Origin of the sequence: Kocuria sp. SM24M-10, from assembly GCF_001027955.1 — a bacterium.
Taxonomy (GTDB): Bacteria; Actinomycetota; Actinomycetes; order Actinomycetales; family Micrococcaceae; genus Kocuria; species Kocuria oceani.
Genome location: NZ_LDNX01000132.1, coordinates 42,465 through 57,111 on the forward strand (window position 1 = coordinate 42,465; position 14,647 = coordinate 57,111).

General features: G+C 74.5%; 14 protein-coding genes. 1 reads left to right on the top strand and 13 read right to left on the bottom strand.

Annotation, left to right across the window (positions count from 1 at the left end; translation table 11 throughout):
* Positions 1-45: 45 nt before the first annotated feature.
* The 12 genes from ABL57_RS15970 to ABL57_RS16025 all read right to left on the bottom strand — a co-directional run bounded on the left by ABL57_RS15970 (position 46) and on the right by ABL57_RS16025 (position 12,820).
* Positions 46-1,941, bottom strand: coding sequence for an NHL domain-containing thioredoxin family protein (locus ABL57_RS15970; RefSeq protein WP_047804465.1), 1,896 nt, complete (start codon positions 1,939-1,941; stop codon positions 46-48).
* A gap of 40 nt (positions 1,942-1,981) precedes the next feature.
* On the bottom strand, positions 1,982-4,144 hold the full coding sequence (locus ABL57_RS15975; protein ID WP_047804466.1) for a cytochrome c oxidase assembly protein: 2,163 nt from the start codon (positions 4,142-4,144) through the stop codon (positions 1,982-1,984).
* 307 nt (positions 4,145-4,451) lie between these two features.
* The gene (locus ABL57_RS15980; RefSeq protein ID WP_047804467.1) at positions 4,452-5,030 is read right to left on the bottom strand and encodes a copper resistance CopC family protein; all 579 of its coding nucleotides are present in this window, start codon (positions 5,028-5,030) and stop codon (positions 4,452-4,454) included.
* A gap of 171 nt (positions 5,031-5,201) precedes the next feature.
* The gene (locus ABL57_RS15985; RefSeq protein WP_047804468.1) at positions 5,202-5,837 is read right to left on the bottom strand and encodes a hypothetical protein; all 636 of its coding nucleotides are present in this window, start codon (positions 5,835-5,837) and stop codon (positions 5,202-5,204) included.
* A 335-nt stretch (positions 5,838-6,172) separates the two neighbouring features.
* Positions 6,173-6,457 (bottom strand): HU family DNA-binding protein, encoded by a 285-nt coding sequence (locus tag ABL57_RS15990; protein WP_047804493.1) that lies wholly within the window; start codon positions 6,455-6,457, stop codon positions 6,173-6,175.
* A gap of 72 nt (positions 6,458-6,529) precedes the next feature.
* Positions 6,530-6,835, bottom strand: a complete 306-nt coding sequence (rpsN, locus tag ABL57_RS15995) for a 30S ribosomal protein S14 (protein ID WP_047804469.1) — start codon at positions 6,833-6,835, stop codon at positions 6,530-6,532.
* A gap of 4 nt (positions 6,836-6,839) precedes the next feature.
* Entirely contained in the window at positions 6,840-7,007 is a 168-nt protein-coding gene (rpmG, locus tag ABL57_RS16000; RefSeq protein ID WP_017832642.1) for a 50S ribosomal protein L33, read from the bottom strand.
* Between the two features lies 1 nt (position 7,008).
* Entirely contained in the window at positions 7,009-7,245 is a 237-nt protein-coding gene (gene rpmB / locus ABL57_RS16005; protein ID WP_047804470.1) for a 50S ribosomal protein L28, read from the bottom strand.
* 258 nt (positions 7,246-7,503) lie between these two features.
* The gene (locus ABL57_RS16010) at positions 7,504-8,403 is read right to left on the bottom strand and encodes an SGNH/GDSL hydrolase family protein (RefSeq protein WP_082157501.1); all 900 of its coding nucleotides are present in this window, start codon (positions 8,401-8,403) and stop codon (positions 7,504-7,506) included.
* Positions 8,404-8,441: 38 nt separating this feature from the next.
* Positions 8,442-10,652, bottom strand: coding sequence for a 4-alpha-glucanotransferase (gene malQ / locus ABL57_RS16015; RefSeq protein WP_047804471.1), 2,211 nt, complete (start codon positions 10,650-10,652; stop codon positions 8,442-8,444).
* 57 nt (positions 10,653-10,709) lie between these two features.
* The gene (locus tag ABL57_RS16020) at positions 10,710-11,756 is read right to left on the bottom strand and encodes an NAD(P)-dependent alcohol dehydrogenase (RefSeq protein WP_047804472.1); all 1,047 of its coding nucleotides are present in this window, start codon (positions 11,754-11,756) and stop codon (positions 10,710-10,712) included.
* Positions 11,757-11,827: 71 nt separating this feature from the next.
* A complete protein-coding gene (locus tag ABL57_RS16025) occupies positions 11,828-12,820 on the bottom strand; it encodes an LLM class flavin-dependent oxidoreductase (protein ID WP_047804473.1) in 993 nt (330 codons plus the stop codon).
* Between the two features lie 135 nt (positions 12,821-12,955).
* On the opposite strand from ABL57_RS16025, the gene ABL57_RS16030 reads away from it, so the two are divergent.
* Positions 12,956-13,672 (top strand): HAD family phosphatase, encoded by a 717-nt coding sequence (locus ABL57_RS16030; RefSeq protein ID WP_047804474.1) that lies wholly within the window; start codon positions 12,956-12,958, stop codon positions 13,670-13,672.
* A gap of 34 nt (positions 13,673-13,706) precedes the next feature.
* On the opposite strand, the gene ABL57_RS16035 is transcribed toward ABL57_RS16030, so the two are convergent.
* Positions 13,707-14,552, bottom strand: a complete 846-nt coding sequence (locus tag ABL57_RS16035; RefSeq protein WP_047804475.1) for a CoA ester lyase — start codon at positions 14,550-14,552, stop codon at positions 13,707-13,709.
* Positions 14,553-14,647: the final 95 nt, after the last annotated feature.

The following is a 14,647-nucleotide window of genomic DNA, read 5'->3' on the forward strand; positions in this document are numbered from 1 at the left end:
CCCCGAGGAGGACGTCCCGGAACGGCGGCCCGCCGCCGGGCAGGCTCAGTTGACCCCGCGCAGGTCCAGGACGAGCTCGGTCTCCCCCTCGGTGTCCAGCACGAACGGGATCCCCCAGTCCTGCTGGTACAGGTGGCAGGCCGCGTGGTCGGGGATCTCCCCGCCGGGCTCGCCGTCGCAGGCCGCGGCGCGCGCGGTCAGGTGCAGGACGCCCTCGGTGACCCCGTCCGCGAGCACGAGCTCCCGGCGCAGGCCCTGCGCCGTGCCGGCGCCCGCCGCGAGCGCCCCCTCCGGGGAGGAGGAGATCTTCAGCTGCGTGGGGTCGCCCCAGCGGTCGTCGAGCTTCTGACCCGTCGGCGCCGCGAAGCGCACGTCGATCGTGAGTGCGCCCGGGGCCAGCTTCGTGCGGGCCCGCTGGGTCTGCGAGGCCCCCTCGTCCACGCGCTGGGCGGCGGCGGGGATCGGCACGCGGACCAGGCGGTGCGCGTTGGCCTCGACGACCACGAGCAGCGGCTCCCCGCCCGAGACGTCGAGCAGCACGTCCGAGGGCTCCGCGAGTCCGCGCGCCAGGGTGGCCACCTGCCCGGTCCGCGGGTCGTAGTGGCGCACGGCCCCGTTGTAGGTGTCGGCCACGGCCACGGAGCCGTCGGGCAGCTGGGCCACCCCGAGGCAGTGCTGCAGCCGCGCCTGCCCGGCGTCGCCGTCGCGGAAGCCGAAGTCGAACAGCCCCTCGCCCACGGCGGTCTCGACCGCCACGGCGCCGTCGTCGTCGAAGCGGAGCACGCGCAGCGCCGAGGTCTCCGAGTCGGCGATCCACACGTTGCCGAGGTGGTCCTCCGCGAGCCCGGAGGACTGGGCGAACCACGCCTCCGCGGCAGGCCCGTCCTTGAGGCCCTCGTCCCCGGTGCCGGCGAGCACGGCGAGCTGCCCGCTGCGCGGGTCGAAGGAGAACAGCTGGTGGGTGCCGGCCATGGCCACCAGCAGCCGGCCGGCCCGGGTGGACCACACGACGTCCCAGGGGGAGGACAGCGCCACGGTCAGCGGATCCGCGCCCGCGGGCACGGCGTTGGGCTCCGCACCCCGGGCACGCTCCTCGTCGAGGAGCCGCTGGACGCCGCTGCCGGCGACCGTGCGGACCGTGCCCGTGGCCAGGTCCACGCCGCGCAGCCGGTGGTTCACGGAGTCGGCGACGACCACGTCGTAGCCGACTGCGGCGCGGACGTCCTCGGGCAGCAGGGTCAGGCCCTGGGGCTCGGTGAAGCGGGCCGTCGCCGCGTCCCCGTCCTCGTGGCCCTTCTGCCCGGCGCCGATCACGCGCTGGACGGTCTCCAGGTCGTTGCCGAGCTGGACGAGGCGGTGGTGGCCGGTGTCCGAGACGAGGAAGGAGCCGTCCGGCAGCGGGAGCACCTTGCCGGGGAAGCGGAGGTCGCCCTCGGGCGCGGGGCGCGGGACGTAGGGGCCGTCGCCGCGGTGCAGGGTGCCGCGGGCCTCGTGCTCGGCCACGAGCTCCTCCACCAGGGAGACCAGGCCCTGCACGTGGCCCTCCCCGGACAGGTGCGCCACGATGTAGCCCTCGGGGTCCACCACCACGAGGGTCGGCCAGGCCCGGGCGGTGTAGGCGTCCCAGGTGGTGAGCTCGGGGTCGTCGAGCACCGGGTGGTGGACCTCGTAGCGGTCCACGGCCGCGGCCAGCGCCTCGGGGTCGGCCTCGTGCTCGAACTTCGGGGAGTGCACCCCCACGGTGACGAGGACGTCGGAGAAGCGCTCCTCGAGGGGCCGCAGCTCGTCGAGCACGTGCAGGCAGTTGATGCAGCAGAAGGACCAGAAGTCCAGGATCACGACCTTGCCGCGCAGGGCGGCGAGGTCCAGGTCCTGGCCGCCGGTGTTGAGCCAGGCGCGGCCCTGCAGTTCGGAGGCGCGGACGCGGGAGGTGAGGCGCATGGAGGTGGGGTCCTTTCGGGTGGGTGCGATGGGGCGGGGCTCAGCGGCGGGCGGCGCGGTCGTCGCGCTCCGCGAGCCGGGCCATCATGTCGTTGTAGGCCTTGAGCTCGGCGTCGTCGGTGCGGTCCGCCTGGCGGTCCACGCGGCGGTTCTCCTTGCTGCCGGCCAGCGCCCACAGGACGGCGACGACGACGGCGACGACGACGGTGGGGAACTCCCCGATCCCCCACATGAGGGCCCCGCCGAACTGCTGGTCCTCGATGGCCGACCGGCCCCAGTCCCGCCCGGTGTTGCCGAACCAGGAGGCCTGCAGCAGGGTGTCCGAGCCCATCAGGGCCACCCCGACGAAGGCGTGGTAGACCATCGTGGCGAGCAGCAGGATGAGGCGCATCATGTAGCCGGGACGGTACGGGATCGGGTCGCTGCCGATGAGCACGAGCATGAACAGGTACCCGGTGATCAGGAAGTGCGTGACCATGAACACGTGGCCCACGTGGTAGTGCAGCGTGAAGTGGAAGACCGGGGTGAAGTAGAAGACCACGATCGAGGCGGCGAAGTTCACGGCGGCGAAGATCGGATGGGTCACGATCCGGCCGAACGTGGAGTGCACGAGGCGCAGGATCCACTCGCGGGGCCCGCGGGTGCCGTCACGGCGGGGTTCCAGGGCCTTGAGCAGCAGCGAGACCGGGGAGCCCAGGACCAGGAAGATCGGCACCACCATGGTCAGGGCCATGTGCTCGACCATGTGCGCCGAGAACAGCACCCGGCCGTAGACGGCGACCCCGCCGGAGGTGACGTAGAACAGGCCGAGGAGGCCGGTCAGCCAGGACAGGGTGCGCAGCACCGACCAGGAGTCCCGGCGGCGGCGCACCCGCACGAACGCCCAGAGGTAGACGAGGGCGAGGAACAGGCACACGGCCAGCCACAGCCAGTCGACGCGCCACGTGGTGAACCAGGAGGCGGCGGTGGGCTCCGGCGGCAGCTCGTACCAGGTGAGGATCAGGGCCGGGGAGGCGTCCGGGGCCAGCTCCTCGGGCACCGGCGGAGCCGTCCGGGACAGGGCCACCGCGACCCCCATGACGGCGCCCATGAGCAGCAGCTCCCCGAGCACCAGCTGCCACACCGCGCGGCGGGCCGTGAGCCGGCCGGCCTCCAGCGCGGGCACCAGCCACCGGCGGTGGGCCAGCCCCGCGGCGCCCAGGGCGAGCGTGAGGGCGGCCTTGACGAGCACCAGGGCCCCGTAGCCGCTCGTGAGCTGGTCCCAGGACCCGATCCGCACCGCGGCGTTGACGGTTCCGGAGAGGAACACCAGGAAGAAGGCGCCGAACGCGACCGCGGAGAAGCGGCGCAGCACCACGGCCGCGATCGGTGCCCGGTCCCGGGGGCCGGCCACCGTCCGGCCGCGGGCGGCGCCCTCCGGCAGCGTGCCGGTGCCGGCGTCCGGGGCGCTCAGCTGCGGCGAGAGCCAGGCGAGCACCACCAGGCCGCCGGTCCACAGGCACACCCCGAGCAGGTGCAGGCCCAGGGAGTTGACGGCACCCATGTGGTCGTTGCCGCCCGCGGAATGGCCGTTGAGGGCCATCGCCACGAGTGCCGTGCAGGACAGGGCCAGGGTGAGCAGCAGCCCGAGCCGCGCCCGGATCCCGAACACGAGGGTGGTCACCACGGCCGCCGCCACGACGATCGCCGTCTGCGCCTGGCCCGTGGGGATGTCCGTGGCGTAGTGCAGCAGCTGCTGGGTGTAGGTGCCGTCCCCGCCCACGGGCAAGCCCGCGACGTCGGAGTAGGACAGCACGAGCACGGCCAGGGCCGCCACGGTCCACACCGCGGCCGCGGCCTCGGCCAGGCGCAGCGTCGTCGTGAACAGCGGGTGCTCCGGTGCCGCGTCCCCGCCGTCCGTGTCCGTCCGGGCGCGGCCGGCGCGCCGGGTGCTGGGCACGATCCCGACGGCGAACAGCAGCGCGCCGATCACCACGACCAGGGCGCTGTTGTGCACCAGCTCGGCGGCGGGCAGGCCCCAGCGCACCAGCGCCCCGGGATCGGCGGCCAGCCGGGCGGCGCCCGACCCGGTCCAGGCCATCGCCACGACGAGTGCCGTGAGGGCCACGACGGGCACGGCCGCGAGCAGCCAGGGATCCACCCCGCGTCCGCCCGCCGGCGCGGCGGTGCCGTGGTCGGCGCGCTCGGCCGTCCTCGTGCTCATGGTGCGTCTCCTTCTTCCGCGTCCCCCGTAGGGGCGGCTCCGTCCATTGTCCCCCGCGGCGCAAATCCGCCCGGACCCGGGGGCAGCGTCCGGGCGCCGGTCCGGCGGCCCCGTCCGGGCGCCGGGCCCGTGCTGTGCCGGCCCGGCGCCGAGCCCGGTTCGGCGGCCGTCGCAGGGCTCCTGCCGGCTCGGGGAACCAGCCCGACCGCCGGCCCAGGAGTTCTGGCGGCTCCACGGCCCGGTCCGGGATCCTGCCGGCTCCGCCACCGGGCCGGGGACCCTGCCCCGCTGATGCCCGGCGGCCCGGTCAGTCCCCGCGGCGCCGCCGGGAGACGACGCTCACGGCGCCGAGCACGGCCAGGGCGACCGCCGCACCGGCAACGGCGACCAGCCAGAGCGGGGTGTCCCCGGTCGAGGCCTGGGCCGCGGCGTCCTCGGCCGGCGGCTCGGGGACCTCGGCGGTGGGCGTCACGCCGGGGGACGGCTCCGACCCGGCGCCGACCTCGTAGGCGAAGGTGCCCTCGATCGGGTGCCCGTCGCTGGAGACGACGCGCCAGACGACCTGGTAGGTCTGGTCCTCCGCGCCGGGGTCGGTCAGGGGCTGGACGATCCGGTTCCCCTCGGTCTCGAGCGGTCCGTCCGTCACGGAGCGGCCCTCGGAGTCGGTGACCTGCACCTGGTGGCCGATGTCCATCACCTGCCCGGAGAAGGTCAGCTCGAGCTCCTCGGGGGCGGTCGTCAGGGTGGCGCCGGGTTCCGGGCTCACGCCGGTGAGCTCGTCGTGGGCGGAGGCGGGCAGGGCGGTCAGGACGGTGACGGCGCCCGCCGCCAGCAGCGCCGCGGCGCCTCGTGTGCTGGGTCGTGCGGTGTGTCGTGCGGTGCGCATGGGTGGTCTCTCCTCGAGGGGCCCGGGCAGGGCATCGGTCGGCTGTCGGTGCGGGGCGTCGGTCTGTGCCGTCGGCACGGTCCGCGGACCGGGACGGCCGGCGGCGTGCACGGGGGCGCCGCTCGTCCCGCCGCGGGCCGGTTCCGGGACCCCGCCGCGGCACCGGCCGGATCAGCCGACGGGCAGCGGGGCGGGTCCGGCCGGGAGCAGGAGCCGGCGCCGAGGCCGGGGCGGACCGCGGTGGGAGCGCACGGGGCGCAGCAGGGACTGGTCGGTGAGCGCGTGCGGGCGCCCCGGCCGCACCGCGCGCGGACGGCGGGCGACCACCGGGGAGGACAGGGACCGCCACAGCCGCCGGACCCGCAGCCGCAGCGCCTCCAGGAGGAGCACGGCCGCGACCTCTCCGTGGCGCGTGAGGGCGTAGCCGGCGAGCGCGGCCAGCAGGTGGGCCGTGAGCATGACGGACCCGCCGTGCTCCGGATGGGGGCCGGCCTGCAGCACGAGAACGGGTCCGCCCCCGGCCGCCCCGTGGTGGGAGGCGCCCGGAGCGGCGCTGACGGTGCCCGACGCGGCGAACAGGGCGTGGAACAGGGACTGGCTGAGCAGCACGCTCAGCGCCAGCGCGGACCGGGACAGCGCCCGGCCCGCCAGCGCCATGCACAGCGGCCCGGACAGCGCCAGGGACAGGAGCACGAGCAGCGGCGGCGGGGGCTGTCCGCCCGCGACGGTGTGGGAGACCGCGGCCGCCGAGGTGGCGAGGGCCGCACCGGCCCAGCCGCGGGCGAGACGGCGTGCACGTGGGCTCACGCGCCCCCTCCCCTCGGATCGCCGGCCGGTCGGCTCGGTGCTCCCATTATGCGCGGCACCGCGAGGGCCGGGCCAGTCGCGGTGGGCCGGGCCCGGGCGCCCTGCAGTCACGACCCCGACCGGACCACGGCCCTCCGGCGCGGCGGAGAGGCCGAGCCGCCCCGGCCGGGCGTCCGGGCAGCACGCCGGAACGACCTCGCGCGGACCGGGCGCCGGGCACCAGGAGGACCGCGCCCGCGCACCGGGTCCCCGGCACGGCGAAGGGGCGGCCCCGGTGGGGGCCGCCCCTTCGGACGAAGCCATGGAGAAGGTCCAGGACGGACCCGCGGGTGTCCCTACTTCTTGGACACGGCCGCCTTGAGCTTGGAACCAGCGGTCAGCTTGACGCCGTGGCCGGCCGGGATCTCGATGGTCTCACCGGTCTGCGGGTTGCGGCCCGTGCGCGCGGCGCGGTCGGTGCGCTCGACGGCCAGCCAGCCCGGGATGGTGATCTTCTCACCGGCGGAGACGGACTCCTCGAAGACCTGGAACAGCGCGTCCAGCACCCCGTTGACGGCGGCGTTGGTGGTGCCGGCCTTCTCGGCGACCTCGGCGACGAGTTCACTGCGGTTCTTAGCCATGTTCATGTCCTCCTGGACTTGGGGTCGTGGGGAAGCGCGCGCCGGGAACCGGTCGCGCTCCTGCGTCAGAAATTACCAGCTGGACTTCGAGATGCCGGGCAGCTCGCCACGGTGCGCCATCTCGCGGAAACGGACGCGGGAGATGCCGAACTTCTGGATGGTGCCGCGGGGGCGCCCGTCGATCTGGTCGCGGTTGCGCAGGCGGACCGGGGAGGCGTCGCGGGGCAGCTTCTGCAGGCCCAGGCGAGCGGCCTCGCGGGCCTCGTCGGTGGCGTTCTCGTCGACCAGGGTCTTCTTCAGCTCGGCACGCTTCGCGGCGTAGCGCTCGACGACGACCTTGCGCTGCTCGTTCTTGGCGATCTTGGACTTCTTGGCCATGGATTCAGCGCTCCTCGCGGAAATCGACGTGCTTGCGGACGACCGGGTCGTACTTCTTGAGCACCATGCGGTCCGGGTCGTTGCGGCGGTTCTTGCGGGTCACGTAGGTGAAACCGGTGCCGGCGGTGGACTTCAGCTTGATGATGGGACGAACGTCCTTGTCCTTGGCCATGCTAGATCTTCTCCCCACGTGCGATCATGTCGGTCACGACAGCGTCGATGCCGCGGGCGTCGATGACCTTGATGCCCTTGGCGCTGACGTTGAGCGTCACGCTGCGCCGCAAGGACGGCACCCAGTAACGCTTCTTCTGGATGTTCGGGTCGAACCGGCGCTTGGTACGGCGGTGCGAGTGCGAAATGCTGTGCCCAAAGCCCGGCTGAGCTCCGGTCACCTGGCAGTGCGCTGCCATAGTGTTCTCCTCCAATGTTGACGAAATGACGGCACGCAGTGGGAGCCGCAGGATGATCACTCACCTGCGGCCGCGAGCGTCCCGTCACCTTCAGAATTGCCACCGTTCGCCAACCGGGCCCTCTCGTGAGACCCGCGGTCGGAACCGGCGAAGGCCTCGCCACGATGAAGACGGTGAAGATCAAGGTGCCGGACGGTGGACTCCACCCCACGACAGCCTTGAAGTCTAGGCCCGTACGGACTTCCCCGCAACCTGACGTCAGGCGTGACCAGCTTCTGGCCAGTCTACCGGCTCCCCGGACCCCCGCAAACCGGCGGCGCCGCGGGGGGCGGGCCCGGCGGGGACCACGTCCTGCGGGAACAGGGTCGTCCACCCGGGGTGCCGGGCGGCGACCGTGTCCCCGGAGGAGGTGCCCCGCAGCCGGCGCCCGATCCAGGGCAGCAGGTACTCGCGGGCCCAGTACAGGTCCTCCTTGAGCACACCCGGGCTGGCGGTGACGGGCAGCTGCTCCGTGGGCGGTAGCTCCAGCGCGTGCGCGACGCCGAGCAGCTCGAGCATCCGGGCGGCCACGTAGGTGTGCCCGGCGGCGGACATGTGCAGCCGGTCCACCGCCCAGTAGCGCCAGTCCTGCAGCGTGCGCATCCGCCAGTAGTCGAGCACCCGGCACCCGTGCCGGTCGGCGATCTCGCGGACGTGCTCGTTGTACAGGGCCTGCCGGGGACGGGTCCAGGACGTGGGCGCGTCCCGGCCGGGGTCGAAGGCCGTGAACAGCACCACCTCGGCGCCGGAGGCGCGCAGCCGGGCGACCGCCTGCTCGTAGACCTCCATGAGGGCGTCCACGTCCGCCCGCGGGCGGAGCATGTCGTTCCCGCCGGCGTAGAGGCTCACCAGGGTCGGCTCCAGGGCCAGGCACGCGTCCAGCTGCCCCTCGACGATCCCGCGCAGCAGGCGTCCGCGGACCGCGAGGTTCGCGTAGCGGGTGTCCGGGTGGGCGGCCGTCAGCTGCTCGGCCACGAGGTCCGCCCAGCCGCGCACGCCGTTGGGGCGGGCGGGGTCGGGGTCGCCCACGCCCTCGGTCATCGAGTCGCCCAGGGCCACGTACCGGATGGGCCGGGCGGGCGGGACAGGGGCAGGGCGGGACGCCGTCGGCTCCGTCATGCGGTGTGCTCCGTTCGGGGGTGCGGGGCGGCCCGGGCTCAGGGCGCCGTGCGGTCGGTGTGCTGCGGCTGCGCCGGCTCCCCCACGCCCTGGAAGCGCGGACGGGTGCCGAGGGCCTCGTTGATCGCGCGGACCAGCGAGTTGGCCCGCGCGTTCTCCGGCAGCGTCTCGATCAGGACGGGGTTGCCCGCCCCGTCGGCCAGGGGGATCCGCCAGTTGGGGTACTCGTCGCCGGTGCCGGGCTGGTTCTGCATCCGCCGCTCGCCGACCGCGTCCACGAGGGAGACGTTGAACAGCAGCGCCGGCGCCTGGCCCAGCCAGCGGTGCAGCGCCTCGACCCGGGCCTGCTCGCCCGTGGCCCCGCCCTCGGGCAGGAGCCCGTCCGCGGCCACGGCGGCGAAGAACGTGTCCAGCTGCTTCCGGGCCTCGGCGCGCTCCTCCTCCACCGGGCGGGCCAGCAGACCGAGCTGCTCGCGCACGTCCACCTGCACCCCCTGGAGGAAGCCCGCGGTGGGCGGGAAGTCGTGGGTGCTGACGGAGGCCATGCTCAGCTCCCGGTACCGCGCCGGCGGCAGGGGCTCGTCGCCGTCCGTCTCGAACCACAGGATCGAGGTCCCGAGCACGCCGCGCTCGGCGAGGTACTCCCGCACCCACGGCTCCAGGGTGCCCAGGTCCTCGCCGACCACCACGGCCCCGGCGAGCTCGGCCTCGAGCGCCAGGATGCCCACCATCGCCTCGTGGTCGTAGTAGACGTAGGCGCCCTCGGAGGCCTGCTGGCCCTCCGGGATCCACCACAGCCGGAACAGGCCCAGGACGTGGTCCACCCGGATGCCGCCGGCGTGCCGGAAGATGGTGCGCAGCATGTCCCGCCAGGGCAGGTAGCCGGCCTCGGCGAGGCGCTCGGGGTGCCACGGGGGCTGGGACCAGTCCTGGCCCTTCTGGTTGTACATGTCCGCGGGCGCGCCCACGCTGACCCCGGAGGCCAGCACGTCCTGCAGCGTCCACGCGTCGGCGCCCTGCTTGTGCACCCCGACCGCGAGGTCGTGGATCACGCCGATGTCCATCCCGGCCAGGTGGGCGGCGCGCTGGGCGGACTCGAGCTGCTCGTCGAGCAGCCACTGCATCCACACGTAGAAGTCGACCCGGTGGGACAGCCGGGTCCGCGCCTCTGCCGCGTAGGGGGAGTCCGGGGCGGCGGCGACGTCGTCCCACTCGGGGGCGTCCTCGCCGAGCTCCTCCCGCAGCGCGCACCACAGGCCGAAGTCCTGCAGGCCCTGCCCGCCCTCGGCCACGAACCGGCGCAGCTGCTGCTGGCGGTGCGGGGAGCGGCGGACCGTGAACAGCAGCTCGAGGCTCTTCAGCTTGGCGGCGTACGCCTTGTCCCGGTCGATGGTGCTGGTGTCGAGGTTCTCCCGGCGCTGGATGGCCGCGAGCGTGTTGACCACCTCGAGGTCGGCCGGGCGCAGGTAGGCGTACTCGGGGACCTCGGCGATGCGCAGGTAGAGAGGGTTGAAGAAGCGGCGGCTGGTGGGCAGGTACGGCGAGGGCTCCACCGGCGGGGCGGGCTCGGCGGCGTGCAGCGGGTTGACCAGCAGGTAGTCCGCGCCCTGCTCCCCGGAGACGGCCGCGAGGCTCGCCAGGTCCGAGACGTCCCCCACCCCCCAGGAGCGCCCCGAGGTCACCGAGTAGATCTGCGCCATGTAGCCCCAGCGGCGCCGGCCGTGCAGCCGGTCGGTGGTGGAGAGCCGGCGCGGGGTCACCGCCAGCGGCGTGGTGACGGCCTGCCCGCCGTCGACGTCGGGGCACTCGGCCCGGACCTCGTACCAGCCCGGGCCGAGGTTCTCGGGGACCTCGAAGGTGACCTCCCCGGTGAGCACGCCGTCGACGTCGCGCGGGGAGCGCCAGCTGTCCGTCTGCGCGGCCGTGGTCCGGGTCCCGTCCTCCCCCACGAGGGAGACGTGCACGGCCGAGCCGTGCGGGACGTGGACCGCGAAGCGGGTGCGGGCGCCCTCGACGGCGACGACGACGGGCGGCAGCACCCGCCGCCACGGCGCCAGCTCCCGCCGGGCCAGGCAGGCCTCGACGGCGTCGTCGTCGCCGGCGTCGGCGCCCAGGGCGTCGAGGACGGCGCGCAGGGTGGCGGCCGGGACCTCTCGCTCCTGGCCGTCGAACCCGGAGTAGGTCGTGGAGACCCGGTACGCCTCGGCGAGCCGGTGCAGGGGGTCGGCAGTGCTGGTGGTGTCGGCCATGGGGACCACTCTAGCCAGAGCCCGCCCCGAGTCGCAGGGTGCTGATGATCCCGGCCGCTACGCCAGGGTGCGGGCGACGTCGACGACGAAGCGGTACCGCACGTCCGAGGCGACCACCCGGTCGTAGGCGGCGTCGACCTCGTCGGCGCCGATCAGCTCGATCTCCGCCTCGACGCCGTGCTCGGCGCAGAACTCGAGCATCTCCCGGTGCTCGGGGATGCCGCCGACCATCGACCCGGTGAGCACGCGCTGCGGGGCGATGAGCGCGCCGGGGCGGACGCTGTACGGCTCGGTGGGCAGTCCCACGGAGCACAGCACGCCGTTGACCCGCAGCAGGGACAGGTAGTCCTCGATGGGCAGGTCCGCGGAGACGGTGTTGATGATCAGGTCGAAGCGGCCCCGGTTGCGCTCGAACGTCTCCGGGTCCTTCGTGGCGAAGTAGTCGGTGGCCCCGAAGGCGAGCCCGTCCTCCTGCTTGGACAGGCTCTGGCTCAGGACGGTGACCTCGGCGCCCATGGCCGCGGCGATCTTCACCGCCACGTGGCCCAGCCCGCCCATGCCCAGGACCGCGACCTTGCTCCCGGGGCCGGCGCCCCAGCGCTTGAGCGGGGCGTAGGTCGTGATCCCGGCGCACAGCAGCGGGGCGGCCTTCGCGGGGTCCAGGGCCTCGGGCACGCGCAGCACGAAGCGCTCGTCGACGACGATGCCCGCGCTGTAGCCGCCGCGCGTGGCGCTCCCGTCGGGCAGCGCGGTGTTGTAGGTGGCCACGACGCCCTCGGCGCAGAACTGCTCGAGGCCCTGGGTGCACTGCTCGCAGCGCCCGCAGGAGTCGACGAAGCAGCCGACGCCGACGGTGTCACCGGCCGTGAAGCCGGTGACCTGCTCCCCCACCGCGCGCACGCGGCCCACGATCTCGTGGCCGGGGGTGACGGGGTACCGGGCGCCGCCCCACTCGTCGCGCACGGTGTGGATGTCGGAGTGGCAGATCCCGGCGTAGTCGATCTCGATCTCGACGTCGTGGGCGCCGACCGGGCGGCGCTCGATCGTGGTGCGGCGGAAGCCGGAGTCGGCGGAGACGGCCTCGAGGGCGGGGAACGTGGTCATGGGGTGCTCCTGTCGTGGGACGGGTCGTGCGGAACGTCGTGGGGGTGCGGTGCGGGCTGTCGCGCAGGCGCCTACCAGGCGCGGGCCACCAGCTCGTAGGAGCGGGCGCGCACCTCGGGGTCGTGAGCATAGCTGTTGAGCATCAGCTCGTCGGCGCGGGTGATCTCGACGATCTGCTCCAGCTCGGCGACGACCCGGTCGGGCGTGCCGACCGCTGAGACGGCCAGGTGCTCCTCGACCATGCTCGCCTCCGCCGCGGTCAGCTCCACGCGCCCGGTGGGCGGCTGCAGCGGGCGCCGGTCGTTGCGGGCGATCCCGCGTACGAGCAGCTGGTGGGTGCTGAACTGCCGGCGCGCCTCCTCGTCGGTGTCCGCGGCCAGGACGTTCGCCGCGACCACCACGTACGGGCGCTCCACCGTGGCGGTCGGGGCGTCCGCGTCGAAGCGCTGCCGGTAGAGGGCGATCGCGTCCATGATCATGGCGGGGGCGAAGTGCGAGGCGAACGCGTAGGGCAGGCCGAGCCGGGCGGCGACCTCGGCGCCGCCCGTGGAGGAGCCGAGGATCCACAGGGGCACTCCCGTGCCCCGGGCCACGGGCGCCCGCACGACCTCCTGCTCCTGGCCGCCGAACAGCCGCACCAGCCGGCGGACGTCGGACTCGAAGGTGTCGTGGCCGGCGTGCCCGCGCCGCAGCTCGAGCGCGGTGCGCATGTCGGTGCCCGGCGCCCGGCCCAGGCCCAGCTCCACCCGGCCCGGGTAGAGGTTGGCGAGCGTGCCGAAGGCCTCGGCCACGGTCAGCGGGACGTGGTTGGGGAGCATGATCCCGCCCGAGCCCACCTGGATGCGGTCGGTGGCGGCCAGGGCCTGGCCGATCAGCACCGCCGTGGCGGAGGAGGCGAACGCCTCCGTGTTGTGGTGCTCGGCGTACCACAGGCGCCGGTAGCCGGACGCGTCGAGCCGGCGGGCGAGGTCCACGGCCTCCCGGAGGGCGTCCGCGGTGGTGCGCCCCTCGGACAGGGGCACGAGGTCGAGGGCGGACAGCGGGACGCGGGGCGGGGTGGGCAAGGGCGGCTTCTTCCGTCGGGGAGGGGCACGAAGGGGTCCGCTGGCGGCAACACCCCGGGTCGGGGCGCTTATTCCGGGCCGTTGTCCTCCTCACATCCCGGCGACGGCCCGGTCCCGGTGAGGCACGATGGGACCATGACGACTTCCCCGCACCCGACCACCTCGCCGTCCCCGGCCCAGCCCGGGCCGCCCGCGCCCGCCGCGGACTGGTCGCCGGCGTGCGTGGTCTTCGACTGCGACGGGATCCTGATGGACACGGAGGCCAACTGGGCCCGTGTCCAGCGCGCCGTGGCGCAGCGCCACGGGCTGGCGTACACCGACGCGATGGAGCGCGCCATGATGGGCTGGTCCGCGGCGGACGTGGCCACGGCGATCGCGGACGCCGCCGGCGCCGACCGCGCCCTGGTCCACGCCGACGTGCTGCGCACCGAGGAGCAGACCCTGACCGCGCAGATCGTCCCCCTGCCGGGGGCGCTGGAGACCGTGCGGGAGTTCGCGGAGCGGCTGCCGGTGGCCGTGGCCAGCAACTCCACGCGCACGATCCTCGGGGTGAAGCTGGAGCAGGCGGGCTTCGCCCCGCACCTCGCCACGTGGGTCTCCTCGGAGGACGTGGCGCGCGGCAAACCGGCCCCGGACATCTACGCCGAGGCCGTGCGGCGGCTGGGCTTCGCCCCGGCGGAGGCGCTGGCCGTGGAGGACTCCGTGGTGGGCGCGACCTCGGCCGTGGCGGCGGGGCTGGTGGTCGTGGCCGTGCCCTCGGTCCCGGACGGGGACCCCGTGCCCGCACACCACCGGGTGGTGTCGCTGACGGACCCGGCGTTCCGGTCGCTCGTGGCCCGCTGGCTGGGCTGAGCGGGACGCCGGCCCGGCGTCCCGCCCGGCCGGCTCAGCGGTTCCAGATGCCGTAGGTCTGGGCCAGCTCGGAGACCTTGCGCGCCCGGGCCAGGCGGGGCAGGTAGCTGCCGTCGCCCACGACGTGCCCGGAGTCGTGCTGCGTGATGAGCTCGCGCGCCCAGGTGATCTCCTGCTCGCTCGGGGCGAGGTTGCGGTTGATCCCGTCCGTCTGCTCCGGGTCCAGGCACAGCTTGCCCGTCATGCCCATCGACTGGGTCACGGCGCACGCCTGCGCGAGCTCCTCCCCGGAGGCGCCGAGGGTCGGCCCGTCGATGGGGCCGGGCAGCTCGCCCACGCGCGAGGCCACCACGAGGCTCGAGCGCGCGAAGGCCAGGGCCATCGGGTCCGCGCTGACGCCGGTGTCCCGGCGGAAGTCGCCGACCCCGAACGCGAGCCGGAACACGCCCGGCGCGCGCGCGATGTCGTTGGCGTTCATGATGCCCACCGCGGACTCGATCAGCGCCACCACCGGCGTGCCGGCGGGCGCCATCATGGCGGTCTTGGTGATGTGGTCGGGGTGCTCCGTCTTGGCGAGCATGATCCCCCGCAGGCGTCCCACCCGGCTCAGCGCGGCCAGGTCCTGCTCCCAGTACGGCGTGGTGATGTCGTTGATCCGCACCCAGGCGCTCGCGCCGGCCTCCAGGGCCTCCACGACGTTGCGCCGGGCCTGGTCCTTGCCGTCGGCCGGGATCGCGTCCTCGATGTCGAAGACGACCGAGTCGGCCTCGGACGCGAGCGCCGTCGGGAAGGCGGACGGGTCGGCGGCGGAGGTGAGCAGCCACGAGCGGGACAGGCGGGCCGGCAGCGCGGCGGCGCGCTGGTTGCGGTAGGGGGCCACGGGAGGTCCTTTCCGGGACGAGGGGCGGAGGGCGGAGGGCCCGGCGGTCCGCCTCCTGGCGCGCGGACCCGGACCGCACCAGCTGACCAGTCTAG

Coding starts and splice junctions, on each gene's coding strand:
- ABL57_RS15970 (WP_047804465.1), bottom strand. CDS start 1,941: ATGCGCCTCACCTCCCGCGTCCGCGCCTCCGAACTGCAGGGCCGCGCC.
- ABL57_RS16030 (WP_047804474.1), top strand. CDS start 12,956: ATGACGACTTCCCCGCACCCGACCACCTCGCCGTCCCCGGCCCAGCCC.
- ABL57_RS16020 (WP_047804472.1), bottom strand. CDS start 11,756: ATGACCACGTTCCCCGCCCTCGAGGCCGTCTCCGCCGACTCCGGCTTC.
- rpmB (WP_047804470.1), bottom strand. CDS start 7,245: ATGGCAGCGCACTGCCAGGTGACCGGAGCTCAGCCGGGCTTTGGGCAC.
- malQ (WP_047804471.1), bottom strand. CDS start 10,652: ATGGCCGACACCACCAGCACTGCCGACCCCCTGCACCGGCTCGCCGAG.
- ABL57_RS15975 (WP_047804466.1), bottom strand. CDS start 4,144: ATGAGCACGAGGACGGCCGAGCGCGCCGACCACGGCACCGCCGCGCCG.
- rpmG (WP_017832642.1), bottom strand. CDS start 7,007: ATGGCCAAGGACAAGGACGTTCGTCCCATCATCAAGCTGAAGTCCACC.
- ABL57_RS15980 (WP_047804467.1), bottom strand. CDS start 5,030: ATGCGCACCGCACGACACACCGCACGACCCAGCACACGAGGCGCCGCG.
- ABL57_RS16010 (WP_082157501.1), bottom strand. CDS start 8,403: ATGACGGAGCCGACGGCGTCCCGCCCTGCCCCTGTCCCGCCCGCCCGG.
- ABL57_RS15990 (WP_047804493.1), bottom strand. CDS start 6,457: ATGGCTAAGAACCGCAGTGAACTCGTCGCCGAGGTCGCCGAGAAGGCC.
- rpsN (WP_047804469.1), bottom strand. CDS start 6,835: ATGGCCAAGAAGTCCAAGATCGCCAAGAACGAGCAGCGCAAGGTCGTC.